Origin of the sequence: Gloeocapsopsis crepidinum LEGE 06123 (assembly GCF_015207655.1) — a bacterium.
In the GTDB taxonomy this organism is placed as follows: Bacteria; Cyanobacteriota; Cyanobacteriia; order Cyanobacteriales; family Chroococcidiopsidaceae; genus Gloeocapsopsis; species Gloeocapsopsis crepidinum.
In genome coordinates, this window is record NZ_JADEWN010000021.1 from 23177 (window position 1) to 41857 (window position 18681).

Annotated in this window: 16 protein-coding genes; 8 read left to right on the plus strand and 8 right to left on the minus strand. The window is 42.2% G+C overall.

Annotated features, from left to right (window positions below; all coding sequences use genetic code 11):
* The first annotated feature begins 322 nt into the window (after positions 1–322).
* The gene (locus IQ230_RS10365; RefSeq protein WP_193931926.1) at positions 323–520 is read left to right on the plus strand and encodes a chlorophyll a/b-binding protein; all 198 of its coding nucleotides are present in this window, start codon (positions 323–325) and stop codon (positions 518–520) included.
* A gap of 460 nt (positions 521–980) precedes the next feature.
* Here the strand turns inward: IQ230_RS10365 and IQ230_RS10375 are convergent, their stop codons facing one another.
* From IQ230_RS10375 to fabI, 5 genes are all read right to left on the minus strand, one after another.
* Positions 981–1160, minus strand: coding sequence for a hypothetical protein (locus tag IQ230_RS10375; RefSeq protein ID WP_193931928.1), 180 nt, complete (start codon positions 1158–1160; stop codon positions 981–983).
* 1041 nt (positions 1161–2201) lie between these two features.
* Positions 2202–3692, minus strand: coding sequence for a carotenoid oxygenase family protein (locus tag IQ230_RS10380; protein WP_193931929.1), 1491 nt, complete (start codon positions 3690–3692; stop codon positions 2202–2204).
* Between the two features lie 49 nt (positions 3693–3741).
* A complete protein-coding gene (locus tag IQ230_RS10385; protein WP_193931930.1) occupies positions 3742–5181 on the minus strand; it encodes a folate/biopterin family MFS transporter in 1440 nt (479 codons plus the stop codon).
* A gap of 93 nt (positions 5182–5274) precedes the next feature.
* Positions 5275–5925 carry an imidazoleglycerol-phosphate dehydratase HisB gene (gene hisB / locus IQ230_RS10390; RefSeq protein ID WP_193931931.1) on the minus strand — a complete coding sequence of 217 codons (651 nt, stop codon included), beginning with the start codon at positions 5923–5925 and terminating at the stop codon, positions 5275–5277.
* An 89-nt stretch (positions 5926–6014) separates the two neighbouring features.
* Positions 6015–6791, minus strand: coding sequence for an enoyl-ACP reductase FabI (gene fabI, locus IQ230_RS10395; RefSeq protein WP_193931932.1), 777 nt, complete (start codon positions 6789–6791; stop codon positions 6015–6017).
* Positions 6792–7223: 432 nt separating this feature from the next.
* Between fabI and ntcA the strand changes: the two genes are divergently transcribed.
* The 3 genes from ntcA to IQ230_RS10410 all read left to right on the plus strand — a co-directional run bounded on the left by ntcA (position 7224) and on the right by IQ230_RS10410 (position 10173).
* Entirely contained in the window at positions 7224–7895 is a 672-nt protein-coding gene (ntcA, locus tag IQ230_RS10400) for a global nitrogen regulator NtcA (protein ID WP_015188606.1), read from the plus strand.
* A gap of 168 nt (positions 7896–8063) precedes the next feature.
* Positions 8064–9533, plus strand: a complete 1470-nt coding sequence (locus IQ230_RS10405; RefSeq protein WP_193931933.1) for a DUF3084 domain-containing protein — start codon at positions 8064–8066, stop codon at positions 9531–9533.
* 229 nt (positions 9534–9762) lie between these two features.
* Complete coding sequence (locus IQ230_RS10410) at positions 9763–10173, plus strand: pre-16S rRNA-processing nuclease YqgF (protein WP_193931934.1); 411 nt, start codon at positions 9763–9765, stop codon at positions 10171–10173.
* Positions 10174–10304: 131 nt separating this feature from the next.
* Here the strand turns inward: IQ230_RS10410 and IQ230_RS10415 are convergent, their stop codons facing one another.
* Positions 10305–10568: a DUF3146 family protein gene (locus IQ230_RS10415; protein WP_099700226.1), complete on the minus strand. Its 264-nt coding sequence runs from the start codon at positions 10566–10568 to the stop codon at positions 10305–10307.
* Positions 10569–11006: 438 nt separating this feature from the next.
* Here IQ230_RS10415 and IQ230_RS10420 point away from each other — a divergent pair, with 438 nt between their 5' ends.
* Entirely contained in the window at positions 11007–12467 is a 1461-nt protein-coding gene (locus tag IQ230_RS10420; protein WP_193931967.1) for a GTP-binding protein, read from the plus strand.
* Positions 12468–12606: 139 nt separating this feature from the next.
* Here IQ230_RS10420 and IQ230_RS10425 read toward each other — a convergent pair whose 3' ends face one another.
* Complete coding sequence (locus tag IQ230_RS10425) at positions 12607–14391, minus strand: mechanosensitive ion channel (RefSeq protein ID WP_193931935.1); 1785 nt, start codon at positions 14389–14391, stop codon at positions 12607–12609.
* 437 nt (positions 14392–14828) lie between these two features.
* On the opposite strand from IQ230_RS10425, the gene IQ230_RS10430 reads away from it, so the two are divergent.
* Entirely contained in the window at positions 14829–15281 is a 453-nt protein-coding gene (locus IQ230_RS10430) for an SRPBCC family protein (RefSeq protein WP_193931968.1), read from the plus strand.
* Between the two features lie 85 nt (positions 15282–15366).
* On the opposite strand, the gene IQ230_RS10435 is transcribed toward IQ230_RS10430, so the two are convergent.
* A complete protein-coding gene (locus IQ230_RS10435) occupies positions 15367–16191 on the minus strand; it encodes a SirB1 family protein (RefSeq protein WP_193931936.1) in 825 nt (274 codons plus the stop codon).
* 242 nt (positions 16192–16433) lie between these two features.
* Here IQ230_RS10435 and IQ230_RS10440 point away from each other — a divergent pair, with 242 nt between their 5' ends.
* Together IQ230_RS10440 and IQ230_RS10445 are read left to right on the plus strand one after the other, a co-directional pair.
* A complete protein-coding gene (locus IQ230_RS10440; protein ID WP_193931937.1) occupies positions 16434–17903 on the plus strand; it encodes a sensor histidine kinase in 1470 nt (489 codons plus the stop codon).
* Positions 17904–17928: 25 nt separating this feature from the next.
* Entirely contained in the window at positions 17929–18597 is a 669-nt protein-coding gene (locus IQ230_RS10445; protein WP_193931938.1) for a response regulator transcription factor, read from the plus strand.
* The last annotated feature ends 84 nt before the right edge of the window (positions 18598–18681 follow it).

The window sequence follows — 18681 nt, forward strand, 5'->3', positions numbered from 1 at the left end:
TAGCTCAGAGTCTTTGAATCGGATAGGCTAAGGCATCCCTCTGAGGTCTGAAAACCTGTATCCTCAACAAAATTAGGTAAGTACAAGAATCAATAAAGTCTAGTAGCTTTCCTTACTCTAACTTTATTAACCTCCGATAAGATGTAACACTTTATTGAAATCTTTAAAGACTTACACCCTCCAACGGTGGAATTACCACCTTTAAAAATACCCTAAGAATCGCTCTTTAGACTTGGCTTCATATTATATCTATAGACAGAAAGTGTCACTTAAATAGATCGATACAGTTAAAAGTGTCTAGAGAATTTTTTAGGAGCAAAATATGGACAGCAACACAAATCTACCTCCAGTCGCTAAAGAGTATAACGGTAAAGATCGTAATGCTTTTCTTTTTGGATGGAATCCCCAAGCTGAACTCTGGAACGGACGCCTAGCAATGATTGGTTTCCTTGCTTATTTACTTTGGGATTTAGCAGGCTACAGCGTTCTACGAGATGTACTTCATTTAATCAGCTACTAACTAAGTTGAGTGCGAATATGTTACTAGATAATTACGAATTGATGTTATCAACATATTCGTAACTCTTCTTTGTTTTACGTTGGGGAACAATCCATTTATTACAAAAAGTATATTTCATCTTCTTAATCTATAAAACTGTCAAAGAAGATTAAAATTTTAATTGACTGCTTGAGGTAACAAAAACCAAAACCGCGAACCTCCATTAACCAGAGGTGTATAGCCAATACTTCCGCCCCAGCGTTCTACCGTAATACGGCAAAAATGCAAAAATATAGACCAAGACCACTTCTGCCAGCTTTTTGTTTGCCTTGAGTAAATTTTTGAAATAAACTTGTAGCAACCTCAGGAGCTACACCATAACCCTCATCATCAACTGCGAACAAAATAGATTCTTTGACAAAGCTTTATCTTTTGGTGTTTGCTGAGTTCGAGTTAAATGAAGTTTCTTAATCATTCCCAATCATGTCAAAGTCATTGTTAAGCTACATTGCAGGGTAAGTAAATTTGCTAAAGTTGTGCGATCTATTTTTTTAGTGCGTACGTCTTGAATTCCTTTTTCAACTAAATTAATATTTTGTTCGGATTTTTGCCGCATTTCATCATCGAAACACTTAGATTGTTCGAGAATTTGCTGACGCATATCTCATTATTTCTGTGCTGTTTGCTCATCGAGATGAGATATTCTCTTCTCTAAATTCTTAGTTGTATCTTTAATATTTTGAGCAATTCCTTATAAGGCTTCGTCGCACTCACTGTGTTCGGTTTTAATTTGTTCAGTTAATGTAGTAAGTTCTTGCTTTATTTGAGAATCTATAGAGTCTAAACGTTTTTTGTCTCTACTTCTAGTGTTTTAGTAATATCTTTGATACTTTAATTCAAGTTTTTTATCGCTTTATCTCTTGCAGCTTGCTAAAATTTAATTTCTTTGGTAAGTGAGTCTATTTCTTGTTTAATGTAATCTTCCAAAGAATCTAGCCGTTTTTTCGTATCGTCATGCAAGTTGGTACATTCTTTAATGAAACGTTCTTCTAGCCGATTAAACTTCTTATCAAATTTCCGAATTTGATTGCTAAATAGAAGATCTCTGGCTTTTTCTAAATTAGCACTACCAGCCCTATCACCAGCCGTCAGTTGTGGTTTGTTGCTTGCATTGTGGCTTTGTTTGGTTCAACTGCAACGTAGGTAACGTGTTCTTCTTCTGGTGTACTCATTAATTTGATCCTCGATTACTGAGTTGCATCTCTAACTCATTCTTTTATTCCACACCAGTGGATTTACGCAAGCAAATATAGCACTTGACTTGTTTAGCAAATGCCAAAGCAAATTAAGCGATAGATATCTAGAAAAAAGAGTGAGCTTGGTTTCAAACACATCATAAAACACTAAGCTTATTAGTCACACTCAAATTATTTTATCTATAGATGTAGGATATATACGAGTATGAGTGAAACAAGTATTGGCAGTCACGCTACCTATAGCTTTTATCAGCTTCCTTTATTATTAGGTAATTATGAATGCTTTAATGGAGACTTACGTAAGTGCTACTAAGTAGAAGCTATTAGATAGAGTATTTAGAAACGTTCAACAGTTAAGCTTGAAAACATTTATTCTGACTCAGTTTTCTGCTTTAAAAACTCATCTAAGTTTGCAAATACGTAAGTCGTCTTGCTTGATTTGTTGTTTAGTAAGCTGGTATAAACAGTTCAGGCGTAAAGCTACCATGCAACCCATAAGGAATATGATGCTTGAGATGGAGACGGGCGATCGCACCTTGCTCAAAATTACGCGCATCTAAAATCACCACATCCGAACGATGATGTGTCGCATCGTAAACCAGTGCTAATATCCAACCATCATCTTCACCTTCACCATGAGGGCGTTCAACAAAAATTGGTTCGCTGACAAAGCCACGTGGTGCAGCACTCCACAATTGTCGATGTCCTGTTTCAAGATCAGCTTTGAGAATTGCTTGAAGTGGAGCATTTCCAGTATTCGCGTGCGCTGCACCCATATATAAGTAACGACAAGGACGCCCGACTTTTTCAGGATGCATGGTGGGAAATTCACAACAGCGTGGTTCAATTAATGCCCGTAATACTGTCTGCTGCTGTAAGTTGACATGAAAGCGCCACATCTGTCCTGGTTGGAGTGCATCAAAATCAACTTGTTTAAAATCACTTCCGGCTTCGACTTCCGGAAAAGATTCATAGCAAATTGAGTCTATAAAAATTTCCTCACCTTGCTCAAACGCATTCGCATGATGAAATACAAAACCAGATTGCGTTTCGAGAATTTGCATTTGTCGCGATTTATGTCGCGGAATCACAACAATGCGTGTTGGTTGATTTGGCTGAAACTTAATACACTCTCCTGCACCACGCAAACCAAAAACAAAAGGAATTGGATTAAATGCGATTGGATTTTGGAAGAAAATACAGTAATTTTCGGTGATGGCAAAATCGTGAATAAAAGCGAACCCAGGAACATTGTGCGCGTGTTGGCGAATAACGTTACCAGCCGGATCTAGTTCAAAAATTGTAATGGTTGAAGATAAACCTGGCTTGATCGAGAAGTTGACCATGCATGGTGCGCCATCATCTTGGTTACACCGAGGATCAATGCGAGGATGGGCGGCAAAAGCTTCACCATCAGCTAAAACACCGTTGAGTGAGTCTTTCCCTAATGTTTCTAATGTTGCTGGATCGAGGCGGTGGGGATCAGCAGCTTCCCACAGTGCGAGGAGTTTACCACCCCAGTAAACAACGTTAGTATTAGCAATGTTTTTCAGTCGGAGATCAAAAGCGTTCGCTAGCCAACCACCAGGCTTTTGCGTGCCAAAAACACCACGGTAGAGGATTTTACCTGCTTGTTGTTCTTCTACAAACGCAGCAGTACGCACAAAACGATTGCGAAAGTGAGCGCGACCATTGTGAAAAGCGATCGCACTGATCATGCCATCACCATCAAAAGGATGATGTATAGCATTACCATTAACATCTAATAACCCAGGACCATTACGAAACAACGTTCCTTGCAGTTCTGGTGGAATTTGCCCCTCAATATCATCAATCCAGTAATCGTATTCAGTTTTAAGAGATTCGTATCCTCCTTGCCAATCTTGGCGCTGATAGGAGTGGGTAGGAACTGTAGATGCGCGTTCGTAAAGTTGCATAGCTAGTGGAAGAGTGATTAGTAGTTAGTGGCTAGAAAAATGAAGTTCTCTATTCAACAGGTTCTTCAGCTGGTTGTTGTAACAATGATTGCGGCACCAACTCAGACATCAATTCGGGTAACAGGCTTTGTCCAAGATTGGTGGGGGTAGTGTCAGTATCAATCTCCGTAGCAGGTTCGCTGGGCTGAGTTGCATCTGTGGCAGGAAGCCAGCTCAAAAATGGTAGTGGTAACAATGTGCTGACATTAGCAATGACAACCAGTATCCAGAGATTACTAAAGTTTGTCTGTGTAATTCCCATCAAATGCATCAGCAATGCGCCGAATTGATAGGAAAGCAGTCCTCCTAAGTTAGAAATGGACATCAATAAAGCGAATAACGTTGCTTCCACTCCTGGGGGGCACAGACGGGCTGCCAAGACGAGAACTGGCATATAAGCAATCTGTCCCATTACTGTGAGAATTAGATTGTCGCCAATACTAAACCAATGGTCATCGATACCTAAAGCGCGGTTAGTATGCGTGACTAACAGCAGCATACTCATCCCTAGTACTGCTGAAAGTAGGGTACTCCAACCAAAAATGACGCGAAACGGGACATTTTTTAAAAAGCGATGAAATAACCACACTCCAACAAGCGAGGCGATACTTGTTACTAAGCGGACTCTTCCTAAAAACTCTGGTTCAAATCCCAATTCGTTGGTGGTGAAGAAGAAGAAGGCTGCATCAGCTGTAGGAGTTGCTTGCCAAATGAACACAAATGCAGCAGGAAGCCAAATTGCTTTTTGAGTAATTGCTTTGCGTAATTCCTCAAACTGATGCTTGACAGTTGACAAATCAGGTTTCTCTGTGATTGGAGACTCCGCAATTAACCAAGCCACTCCAGAGACAATTAACGGAAAAGAAGCGGTAATCCAAAAAATTGTGCGAGTGGAAAAGTGTTCCAGTAGCAATCCACTAAAATAGGCGGTGATCAAGCCACCAAAAGCTGAAGTACCCCAACACAAAGATTGTAACGACCCGACTTCTCCCTGTGATTCGGCACGCGCGCGTTCTACTACAAGTGAGTCAACAATCACATCACCGATTGCAACCGACAAGGAGCCAAGTGCGAGTGCCAAGGTGGCGGCAGTGGAAGTTTGGACAATTGTTGCCAAACCTGCCCAGGAAAGCGCTCCTAAGATGCCAGACAAGATCAAATAGGGACGCCGACGGTAGCCAAGAATAGGCAATCCATCTGAGATAAAGCCAAATAATGGCTTAACAATCCAAGGCAACGCCACAATACCAAACAGCGCTGACACTTCAGCTGGGCTTAAACCTAACTCATCTTTAAGGAAAAAGCTTACCGCCAGCCGCGCCAATCCCAAGATACCTTGCACAAAGTAAACAACTAATATGCCCAGTAACTCTGGAGTTGGTTCGTGACCAAAAAATAGTGTTTTTGTCAAGGAGTTTTTCAAACTCGTACCACTTAGAGAAATAAACATTGATAATTCTTAATAAATATCAATGCTTACTATAGTATCCATCTACCCTAGGATGTGTAACCCCTATGACGCCGATGTAAATGTCTACTGTGGTTACAAAACCCCCTTTGAACTGGGAATTGCACCCGCCCGTCGGAGATCGACTTCCACAGCCATGCGCATGGCTCTAGCAAAGGCTTTAAAGGTCGCTTCGATGATGTGGTGTGAGTTAATGCCATCGAGTTGACGAATATGTAGTGTCATTTGACTGTGGTTGACGATCGCCACAAAAAATTCCCGCACAAGTTGAGTATCGTATGTCCCAACACGCTGAGTCGGAATTTGTAAGCCGTAGCTAAGATGAGGACGTCCAGAGAAATCTAGCGCAACTTGTACTAAAGCTTCGTCTAGGGGTGCAAGAAAGTTGCCGAAACGGACTATACCCTTGCGATCGCCCAACGCTTTATGAAGCGCTTGCCCTAGAGTAATGCCAACATCTTCGTTAGTGTGGTGATCGTCAATTTCAATGTCGCCTGTTGCTTGGATGTCTAAGTCAATCAAACCATGCGACGCGATTTGATGCAGCATATGATCGAGAAAAGGTATGCCTGTTGCTGCTATACACTTTCCTGTGCCATCGAGATTCAAATTAACTTGGACATTAGTTTCACCTGTAGTACGGTGAATTGAGGCAGTCCGAGCTACCGCGATCTGAGAAATTTCGCTGAGGGTGTCACCCTGACCTAGAGTACTGCTTACCTGCATGGAGTCAAAATTAACTACTAGAAAAATTCTATTACCATGCTACACATTGTGCTTGCAGGCGGGATGCCTGCGTCTATAGCGTCAATTAACTACATTCCCATAATTTGATAGCCAGCATCGACATACAAAATTTGACCAGTAATACCGCTTGCGAGATCGCTACACAAAAAAGCTGCGGCATTACCAACTTCAGTTTGGGTAACAGTACGCCGCAAAGGAGCAACCTCTTCAACGTGATGAATCATATCCAAAATACCACCAACTGCTGAAGAGGCAAGCGTGCGGATTGGTCCTGCTGAAATAGCATTGACACGAACATTTTGCGAACCGAGTTCTGAGGCTAAATAGCGGACACTCATTTCTAATCCGGCTTTGGCAATTCCCATGACGTTATAGTTTGGTACAACGCGATCGCCACCTAAATATGTCAATGTCACAATACTTCCGCCTTCTGTCATCAAAGGTTTTGCGGCTCCACTTAACTGAATGAGGGAATAAGTGCTAATCTCTAGAGCCTTGGCAAAACCAGAGCGTGAGGTATGACTAAATTCACCACTTAAATCTTCTTTGTTAGCAAAAGCAAGACAATGAATTAGGATATCGAGTTTGCTCCATTTTTCTTGAATTGCGGCAAAGGTAGACTCAATTTGTGCCTCATTTTGAACATCACAGGGAACAAATAAACTGGGATTGAGTGGTTCTACAAGTTCTGCAACTTTTTTTTCCATCTTTCCCTTGTCATCAGGAAGGTAGCTTACCCCAATATTGGCTCCTGCTTTGTGTAGTTGTTGGGCAATTCCCCAGGCAATCGAGCGATTGTTAGCAATGCCAGTCACTAAGGCATTTTTTCCAGTTAAATCGAGCATGGTAGTTAACTTATGCAACCTTCTTGAGGATACTGGAATTAGGGGCGAGGAGCGAGGGGCGAGGGGCGAGTTTTGAATGCGTGTTAGCGTAGCGGTGACTTAGCACGTTTTGGAAAGCGAAGAAAGGTGCCGGAGGCATTAGAACTTTCTCAACTCTCTTAAACTCATAACTCATATCTCAACACTTCACGACTCTCTCAGCTTTCTTATAAGGACTTGACAAGTTATGCTAGCTACTAGTGAGCAGACGAATACTAAGTAAATTTATATTAAAGTCTTGATTTAAGGGCAAGGAATTTGTAATTTTAAACTTTATGTAAAGTAGAATACAAAACCCCGAATGCAACTCGGCTTAAGTGATTTAAGGTCTAAAAGCTGGTGTGGAATGTTGAATTGGTGTAGGCTTTCGAGCATCGGTAAGGGCAAGGATATATGGTCGTGACGCAAGATAGACCGCTAGCAGCTGTATTTCGTCAGGTGGGAGCTGGTTCATTTCCACCAGTTGTAGAAACCTTTGAGAGAGGTAAAACTATATTTTTTCCTGGCGATCCAGCCGAAAGAGTGTACTTTCTCATCAAGGGTGCAGTGAAGCTTTCGCGGGTTTATGAGGCTGGAGAGGAAATCACTGTGGCGCTGCTTCGCGAAAACAGTGTTTTTGGGGTATTGTCACTGCTAACAGGAAACCGCTCGGATCGGTTTTATCATGCTGTGGCTTTTACACCTGTAGAGTTGTTATCAGCACCAATAGAGCAAGTAGAACAATCTTTAAAAGATAATCCTGAGTTATCTATGTTGATGCTGCGAGGCTTATCTTCGAGGATTTTACAGACAGAAATGATGATTGAAACTTTAGCGCACCGCGATATGGGATCTCGGTTGGTCAGCTTTTTACTCATTTTGTGTCGTGACTTTGGTGTTCCTAATGCAGATGGCATCACAATTGACTTGAAGTTGTCGCATCAGGCGATCGCAGAAGCCATCGGTTCGACTCGCGTAACTGTTACAAGATTACTAGGAGACTTGCGTCAAGAGAATATGATTTCAATTCACAAGAAAAAAATTACAGTGCACAATCCAGTGGCGTTGAGTCAACAGTTTAGTTGAGCAGGTGGGATGATAATAAGTGGCTAGTGTTAAGAGTGGCTAATAACTAGTACCTAATCACTAGTTCTTCCCCTGCACGTTTGATTCCCATCTCTAAAATTCTTTGCTGACATTAACTTTCTCCTAAAAGGTAGTAGGCTGTATCTGGAGGGGTATGAAAAGCTAAAAATGACCACCGGATACATCTTAATTGCATCAATTTTAATTTTAGGAGGCGTAATTGCAACGGTGGGCGATCGCCTAGGTACGCGAGTTGGTAAAGCGCGTTTAAGCTTATTCAATCTTCGCCCCCGCAACACTGCTGTAGTCATCACCATTTTGACTGGAAGTATTATTTCTGCTTCTACTTTGGCAATTTTATTTGCTGCAGATGAACGTTTGCGTACTGGAGTCTTTGAACTTGAAGAAATTCAAAGTGAACTGCGAGATAGACGCCAACAGTTAGAAACAACACGTCAACAACTTGAAGCAACAACTGAAGAAAAAACACAAGTTCAACAAGAATTAGTCCAAGCAAGAGCAGAACAAAAAGCAGAACAACGAGAAGCCCAGAGAAGAGAAGCAGAAGCACAGCAACGTTTAGAAACAATCAATGAATCATTACAAGCAGCGCGAACACAGCAAGCACAGACACAAACACAACTGAATCGCACACAAGCACGACAAGCACAGACGCAAGCACAACTGAATCAAACACAAGAACAACTAACTCAGGTTTCTACTCAGTTTCAACAAGCACAAACAAGGCTGAGAACTGTTTCTCAACGAGCCAAAGAATTGCGTGCAGAAATTCAACAAGTACAAACAGAATTACAGCAGTTAACCGAACAGCGAGATCAGCTAAGAGCGCAAATCACTAAGCGGGATCAAGAAATTGCTAAGTTAGATGAAAGTATTACACAACGGGATCAAGTTATTGCACAACGAGAAAGTCGTCTCAAACAATTAGAAACTCAGCAAAACTATCTAGAACAAGAAGCACAAAACTTAGAAAGAAATTTACAAGTATTGCGACGTGGAAATGTTGCTTTATTCCGAGGACAAGTTTTATCTGGTGGCGTGGTGCGAATTGTCGATCCTAAAGCTGCTCGTCAAGCAGTCGATCAACTGCTTGTAGAAGCAAATAAAACTGCGGTGAGATTCACTCAGCCAGGCATCGAGCAAAATGAGCAAATAGTAAACATCTCTTCTGCACAAGTCGATCAATTGATTAAGCAGATTGATGATGGTCATGACTATGTTATTCGGATCGTGTCAGCAGGCAACTATGTCTTAGGAGAAAGATCAGTTCAAGTTATTGCAGATGCGGCACAAAACCAAGTTGTTTTTCGCCCTGGTGATGTCTTAGCTGCTATTTCTGCGAATCCTACTACTATGTCGGACACAGAATTGAGGCAAAGGGTAGAACTTCTATTAGGAGCTTCTAATTTTCGGGCACAACGAGCAGGTATTTTAGGCGATACAATCCAAATAGGAGACAATCGTATTGAAACACTGATTGGTTTTATCGAACAGTTGAAGCAATACAATCAACCAGTAGAAATTCAAGCAGTAGCCGCAGAAGTCACTTACACGTCGGGACCTTTGAAGGTGGAATTATTAGCAATGCAAAATGGGCAAGTTGTGTTTCGTACTTAGTACTTAATTGAAGGGATTGGGGAGCGGGAAATTGGGGGTCAGAGAATCGCCACTGTCTTAATTGCTTCACGCTTCGCACCTAGAAATAAATTGTTCGTTGCTTATTAACTAAAGTTAGGAGCATCAGACCTTTTTGAGGACAGGATTTTTGGTTCCCCTGACCTCGGATCTCTGACTCCCGAACTCTTATGAAAAAGTGCTTTCTTGAATTGATTTGCAAGGTTTGTCAATGCAGCCAACAATTTTGGGGTTTGATCCAGGACGAGATAAGTGTGGAATAGCAGTGATGGGGCTAGATCGAACACTGTATTGTCACCAAGTTGTCTTGGCAACAGAGGCGATCGCTGCTATCGAACAACTCCGCCAACAATTCCCTATTTCTCTGATTGTCATTGGAGATCAAACAACTGCCAAAAACTGGAAGCAAAAATTAGTAACAAAACTATCTGAACCGCCATCGATTGTAATGGTTGATGAAAGATATACGAGTTTGGAAGCACGCGATCGCTACTGGCAAATGTTTCCCCCTCAAGGACTGCAACAACTATTACCGCGCGGTTTACGCCAACCACCAAAACCAATTGATGATATTGTTGCCATTCTGTTAATTGAACGATATCTCAGTCGGCTAGCACAGTAAGAGTCGTGAAGTGTTGAGTTATGAGTTCAAGAGAGTTATGAGTGCTGAGTAGTGAAGTGTTGAGTTTAAGAGAGTTCTTCTAATTCAAAATTCAAAACTCAAAACTAATCACTAGCCACTAGTCACCCTTCCTAAAGTTCTGCACGGATAGTAAAGGCGTAGTCTCCTCCTGGTTCGAGTTGATAATCTTTCTGTTCTAAAAAGCGTCCTAGCGGTTCTTTGATGAGAGCACGACCTTGAGAAGGTTTGACAGACAGTTCACCACGCCGAAAACACCATTGAAACTGCCATTCAAAATCTCCAGCTCTTACTTCTCCTTCTAACAAGCCATGCTGCCAGGACTGTCGCGTAATCCTAACATGGGCAGTGGTTTCAGGTAAACGCTTACGACTCACAATCCTTCTTTTCCCAATCTCGACAGCTTGAATCAGATAATTAACTTTCCATTGTGACCAGAGACTACTACTCAAAACAAAAGTACAAAGACATAAATTTGCATTTCTGACAATGTAGATTGTTTCAGATGTCAATAGCTTTTGGTGAGAGAACCGAACACCTTTTGTCCTTAAAACATGATTAGGATCGAGATGATGCGATCGCCTATCTAAATTTATATAGCAATGATTAATATCATTACTCCAACTACGGTCAAGGTAATGCCTAGCCACTGTTTTAACCCTGAACCCTGAACCCTGCTATGTGTCATCTCGTAAGCACCGCCAATTCAATGCTAATACCAGGAGGTAAGACAATTGACTTTTGCATTGCCTGACCCAAGTTCTGATCAAAACAAGTTCCCTTCAAATATAGAGCAGCGATCGCAGCGCGATCAAATGCCATCAGAATCTTTTGGAGAAAGTAATTCTTCTCTATTGGATGCTTGGGATGATGCAGATTTAGATCAGGCAATTTCGAGTGTTGCTGAGATTCAAGCAGAGTTGAACTATCAACAAGCAAAAGATACTTTGCACAATTTAGTCACTAAACTCGATTTGACCTCTCAAGAACGTCGTGGTTTAGAAGCGGAGATTCAACAACTAGAAACGATGCTTGGCAACTTAGAGCGTCGAGTGTTACAAATTGCTGCCTTTGGTATGGTAGGTCGTGGGAAGTCCTCTTTACTCAATGCTTTAGTAGGACAACAAGTATTTGAAACTGGTCCACTGCACGGCGTAACACGCACTGCATCGCGGGTAGCTTGGAGCGTTAGTGAACAAAGTATCAATGGCGATCGCTATCAAAAAGCAACGCTTACGGGTGCGGGGGCTTCTCAAATTGAACTAATTGATACTCCAGGTTTAGATGAGGTTGATGGTGAAACTCGTGCTGAGTTAGCAAGAAAAATTGCTGCACAAGCTGATTTAATTTTATTTGCTGTTGCTGGAGACATAACTCAGGTAGAACATGAGGCTTTGTCGCAACTACGGGAAGCTGGTAAGCCAATTTTGCTTGTCTTCAACAAAATAGATCAATATCCTCAAGCAGATCGCATGGCGATTTATCACAAAATTCGTGACGATCGCGTGCGCAAGTTGCTCTCACCGGATGAAATTGTGATGGCGGCGGCTTCTCCGTTGGTAAGGACAGCGGTGCAACGCGCTGATGGAACGCGCGGCGTGCAGTTACGTACAAGCACCCCCCAAGTTGAGGAACTCAAGCTGAAAATCTTAGAAATTATGCATCGAGAAGGTAAAGCTTTAGTCGCACTCAACAGTATGCTTTATGCCGACAATATTAACGAGCAACTCGTCCAGCGCAAGCTCGAAGAGCGCGATCGCAGTGCAAACGAACTCATTTGGCGGGCAGTGATGACTAAAGCAACAGCGATCGCCCTCAATCCACTCACAGTTGTTGACCTTGTTAGTGGTGCAGTTATAGACATTGCTTTAATTTTGAGTTTATCTAAACTTTATGATATTCCCATGACTCAAACTGGTGCTGCTGGGCTGTTACAAAAAATCGCCATCAGTATGGGTGGAATTAGTATTAGTGAACTCTTGGCAAACTTAGGACTCAGTTCGCTGAAATCTTTACTTGGTTTATCTGCGAGTGCAACTGGTGGTCTTGCTTTAGGTCCTTATGTTTCTGTGGCGCTCACGCAAGCAGGAGTTGCTGGGGTATCTTCTTATGGAATTGGACAAGTTACCAAGACTTACTTAGCTAACGGCGCGACTTGGGGTCCGGAAGGTCCTAAAGCAGTTGTCCAAAGCATCTTGGCTTCACTGGATGAAACCTCCATTATCAGTCGCATCAAAGATGAACTGCGTAGTAAGTTAGGGGCGAGGGGTGAGTGATTAGTTTTGAGTTTTGAATTTTGAATTAAAAGAGTTTTGAATGCGTGAGTTTTGAATTAAAGATTTTTCTCAACTCTCTTAAACTTATAACTCAACACTTCACGACTCAAAACTTCTAGTCTCCCCCTACTCTTTTCTACTAACGCGGTGGTTGATTGCGTTGTTCTTGGAATGAACTTAAGACATTACGCACTTGTTGCGCGGCAATATCGCGACCACCTAAACCAAAGGCGATCGCAACGGCGACAGCGACAGCACCTAAAAGTAGTCCAAACGCTAAGTTAACAATTTCAGTGGCAATTCCGATTTGTTGTAATGCCAAAGCTGAAACAAACGCAATGATTGCAATGCGTGCTACTTGACCTAGTAATTGTGCTTGACGATTGCTAGAGGAACTCACAATCAAACTGTAAGCCAGATTTGCTAAGAATAGCCCGATAGCAAATACAATCAAGCCAGCCAAAATTCGTCCGAAGATGACAATTAAACCGCTGACAAGAAGTGTCAGTGCTGGAATATTGAGGATATTGACTGCTGCTACAGTCGCAAACAGCATAATCCCTACTAAGGTAATAATTCCGACAGCTTCTGATGGCGTGCGTGTTGTAATTGCAGCTGCAGCGTTTTCAGCAGTAGTGCGTTCAGGCTGTAATACAGTTTCTTGGTCACTACCAGGAGGCGGAATCACAAAGACTTCTTCGGTTCTTCTGACATCAGTAGGAGTACGACGTCTTTGCAAGCCAGACAACCCAATGATGGAGAAGATGTTATCAAAGCCCAAGCTGGAGAGAATGTTGGTCACAAGGTCAGCAACAAAGCGCCCCAAGAAATAACCCAAAATGAGAATCAACGCAGCGGTGAAGATCGCGGGTAGCGCGTTGAGGATTTGCTGTAGCATAGCGATCGCCGGCACAGAAATCGCATTAATTCGCAGGGCATTCAATGCTGCAATTGCTACGGGAATCAAAATCAGCACATAGACAATTGTGCCAATAATGCCTGAGAGCGATTGTGTTGATGTACTAGTTCGAGTTCTACCTAACCCGAACCGTTCGCCCATTTGATCGGCTCCAGTTGATGCCAGTAAATTGGTGACAATTCGGCGGACAACTGTAGCAAGTAACCAACCTGCTGCGGCAATTAAAACTGCTGCCAAGATATTTGGTAAGATTAACAGAATCTCATTAACCAAGTTCTGCACTGGTAATAGTGCTTGCTGCAACCCTAATGTATCGAGAACTGGAATGAGAAACAGTAAAAAGATGAACCAGTAAAGCGCATTACCAATCGTTTCGCTCAGTGACATTTGGTTTGGTTCGCGGGTTTCGTCGGGCGCACGCTGGTCTAAACGTTCATCTAGTCGTACTGCTTGTAGTCCTCGAACTGTAATCAGCTTTACCAGCGTTGCAATCAGCCATGCAACACCAAACAGTAGCAATGCTCCTATTAACCGAGGAATAAAGCCAAGAACGAGATTGAGGAAGTTATTGAGTGGCTGCGATACTGCTTGCAGATTTAATGCTTGTAAAACTGCGATCGCAGTGAATAGGATAATAATCCAGAAGACGATGTTGGCAATTAAATTTTCGACTCGCGGTAGATCTCCAGAGTCACCACGCCCAACAAGACCTCCAGCAATTCGGTTATCTAGATTTGTGCGGCTGAGGAGTCCTTTTGTAATTGATTTTGCGATCGCCGCAATAATCCAGCCGACTATCAAAACTAACAGTGCTGCTAGTAAGCTAGGAAGAAACGCCCATAAGCCTGCTAGTAAACCTGCTGAGTAGTCCACCGTCGTTTGTAAGGCTTGCCCTGTTTGCTGTAGTGGTTGACTTCCTGGGGCTTGTTGAAATTGCGCCAGTAGTTGATAGTCTAGAATTGGCACTTTCATCATCGTTGCTATGCCTTGCCAAGTTCCATTCATGGTTTTTTAGAGTAAACGTCAGGTGTGAGGAGAGACACGAGTATTTTTAGCAGATTCGGTTATTCCTGTGAATAATCCTACAGTTGAGTTGGTTTATTTGCGTGTGTTGGTAAGTAAATTACCCAATAAAATAGAATATTACGTCAATATTCAGATTGATCGCGAATCTTCTGTTTGGCATCTACCTCTATGGGTAAGTATCTCTATAAATTTATTGTTTTCGCTTGATCTTCCCTTGAGTTGGGCTACAGGGAGTTATGAGTGTTGAGTTATGAGTTGAGAAAAATCTAATGCCTCCGGCACCTTTGTTCGCTTTCCAAAACTCTTTAGGATTCAAAACGTGCTAAGGCACCGCTACGCTAACAAAATTCAAAACTCTTAAAGAACTCAAATCCTTTGATATGTCCCATAGTCAAGTTTTAGAGCAATCAATTGATATGTCCCATAGTCAAGTTTTAGAGCAATCAATTGATATCGATGCGATTCCTACTGTAGTAGATCGTTGTATCACAGATCGAACGCTGATGCATCGCTGGTTAAATCCTCTATTGCGTTGCGAACCAGTGGGTGATTGGAGTACAAATGTGGGAAGCCGCAGTCGCTTTGTGATTCAAATTCCGCTACTCAAACCGACGCTTGATAATGTTGTGATTGAGCGATCGCCTGGGTTAGTGGTGTGGCAATTTCAAGGTTTCTTTCACGGATGCGATCGCTGGGAATGTCAACCAAGGCATCAAGGGACGCATCTCGTCAATCACTTTGAGTTTGAAATTCCAAATACTGTTGTTCGCTGGGGCTTTAACACGTTTGCTTTTGCTTTAACACAAAAAGACATGCAAGCTCAGTTACTTCGCTTGAAGCGCTTGGCAGAGCAAATTGAGATGAAGTAGCATAGTAGGGTTCAGGGAGACTCAGAGTTATGAGTCGTGAAGTGTTAAGTTATAAAACTTTTTTAAATTCAAAACTCAAAATTCGTTAAAAACTACTACCGAGTTGATTCAAGAGGCGGCGAATGACAGTGGCATCTGAGGCATAAGGAACTTTTTCTAGATAGGCTTGTAAGTCACTAACTGCTGCACTCCAGTAACCCAGTTGATAGCGAATTAAACCGCGATCGCGTAGTTCTGTTGGTAGCTCAGGAAACAATAGTAATATTCTCTCTACTGCTGCGAGTGCTTTTGTTAATTGCTCTTTTTGAAGATGAGCAAACTTCAGATTTGTCAACATACGTGCTAAAAACTGTCGCCGGCTGACAGCTTCTAAAAAGGAACTTTGCAGCGTCATCGGTTGACCATACATTTGACTGAGTTTTTCTTGACAATCTTCAGGAAACAAGATTTCGCCACAATTGAACGGATCGACAAAGATTTCCATTTGTTGAACATTAGGACGAATCAGGAAATGTCCTGGCATTCCAATACCCAACATAGGAAAATCAATGCGTTTAGTCACTTCTAAGTAAATTAAAGAAAGTGTAATTGGAATTCCTGTCCGTCGTTCAATAACATCGTTGAAGAAACTGTTGCGGGGGTCGTAGTAGTTACTTGTATTACCAGTAAATCCCAAATCATCATACAAGTAATGATTGACAGTCTGAACAATCCGCAGCGGATACCTTTCGCTAGGCAGCTGTTCTCGTACTTCTGCTGCCATAGTGTCGAGTGCATTCAGGTATTCTTCAATATCAAGGTGCGGGTATTCTTCTTGGGCGATATAGAGTGCGGCTTTTGCCAAGTCAATTTGCTCATCTGGTTGATGAGTTTCTTGATAAAAATACTGACGGGCAGGAGGGAAATCCATAAGGATTTTATTGGCTACTTGTTCAGGGAACGCCGCTCGCTAATTGTTAACTAGTAACAAGCAGTACATAACTTTTGAGTAGTATACTGAAAAATCAAGCTTGTTTTAATCTTCCATTAAATTTTAGCGGTAATGTAAATCTTACAATTGATTCTAAGCTAGAAACACACTTTAGTTGAAGGTAGAAAGTTTATGCACAAGTTCAGTTAATTAGGTCGCAACTCAAAGCTGAATCAAATGTGATGCAACTCAAACAAGCTCGCAAATGGCATAGATTTTTACTCAGTGCTAGAACGCGGATTTTAGCTTGGTATATTGTTTTGATGGCTACCTCTTCTGTGGTGTCCATTTTTGCAATTCGCCAAGAGTTGTTTACGCGGGTTCAAGAACGAGTTGAGCGCTCGCTGTTGCAAGAAGTGCAGGAGTTTCGTCAATTAGTTAAGAGTGTTAATCCAGAGACTAACAAGCCTTTTGAAAGTCATGAGGTGACTGATCTTTTTGATTTATTTGTGGCGCGTAATATTCCTGACGACGATGAGTTTTTGTTAACACTGTTCAATGGTCGTTTGTACAAACATAGTCCGAGAGCGTTACCTGAACCGCTAAAACCTGACTCGCCGTTAATTCAACATTGGGGTCAGCTGACTCAACCAGAGCGAGGACAAATAGACACAACGTTGGGAGAATTGTTGTATTTAGCAGAACCCGTCAGAATTACCTATCAAGCAGAACCCCTTGAAAGTACAGCGGATGTTCAGGGAGTTTTTGTTGTTGCTCACATAACAGCAGGAGAGCGCGAAGAGGTTGATGAAGCGATCGCAGTTGTTGTTGAGGTGACAATTATTGTTTTAACAGCAGCCTCGATCCTCGCTTGGGCGATCGCAGGAAGAGTCTTAGCTCCTTTACGTTTATTAACAAAAACAGCTCTTTCTATTACCAATGACTCTGATTTAACGCAGCGTATCCCAGTGCAAGGAAGCGATGAAATAGCAGAACTAACGATCACTTTTAATGAAATGATGGATCGGCTAGAGGATGCTTTTATGAGTCAACGCAATTTTATCAATGATGCAAGCCACGAGTTGCGCACGCCAATCACAATTATTCGCGGTCATCTAGAACTTCTTGGCGACGATCCCCAGGAACGGCAAGAAACAATGGAAGTGATCGTTGATGAACTTGATCGGATGAATCGTTTTGTGGATGATTTATTAATTCTGGCTAAGGCTGAGCAACCTAAGTTTTTATGTTTAGAAACAGTAGATGTTAGGTCATTTACTGAAGAAGTGTACGCCAAAGCGAGAACACTTGCCGCACGTAACTGGCGATTGGATAGTAAAGGTTGTGGCTCAATTATTGCTGACCGCCAACGACTCACGCAAGCAATTGTCAATTTGGCTCAGAATGCAACACAACATACTCACACCAAAGATGTTATTGCACTGGGTTCCATTGTGAGAAATGGTAAAGCCCGTTTTTGGGTCAGTGATACAGGTCAAGGAATTGCCTACAGCGATCAAAAGCGCGTCTTTAAACGCTTTGCTCGTGGAGTTAACGGTCGTCGTTCAGAAGGAGCCGGCTTAGGTTTAGCAATCGTTCAAGCGATCGTGACTGCTCATCATGGTCACATAGAACTTTCTAGCCAACCTGGTATTGGCTCAACTTTTACGTTAGTTATCCCTGTCGATCCTCCTACGCCTGAATCAAATTAGCACGTTGAGTATTTACATACTGCTTATGAGCCATATTCTCATTGCCGAAGATGAACCGCGAATTGCTTCTTTTCTAGAGAAAGGACTCAAAGCAGCTGGTTTTACCACTGCAGTAGCAAAAGATGGCAATGAAACTGTTCTCATGGTACAGAGCGATCGCTTCGATCTGCTGCTGTTGGATATTGGACTTCCTGGTAAAGATGGTTGGCAAGTTTTAGAGGAACTACGCGGTTTAGGCGAATATTTGCCCATTATTATTCTCAGCGCTCGTGATGATATTAACGATAAAGTTGCTGGACTCGAAGGCGGTGCCGATGACTATGTTACTAAACCTTTTCGCTTTGAAGAGTTAGTAGCGCGGGTGCGATTGCGACTGCGGGATAAGCACGTACCAAAAACTAACGAAGAGATTGTATTGAGGGTGGGGAACATTACTCTCGACTTACGTACGCGCAAAGCTACGGTAGGCGATCGCTTAGTAGACTTACCAGCTAGAGAATTTACCCTAGCTGAGACTTTTCTACGTCATCCTGGACAAATTTTGAGTCGCGAACAATTACTCAATCGCGTTTGGGGTTACGATTACGACCCTGGCTCAAATATTGTTGATGTTTATGTAGGCTACTTACGTAAGAAGTTAGGTGATAAATTCATTGAAACAGTTCGAGGCATGGGTTATCGCTTACGTGGATAATACTTAATTTATTGAACGAGAGATAGTTCTGTCAGTGTATCAATAGGCAGTCAAAATGCCTCGATAAATCTTTAATTTAGGGTT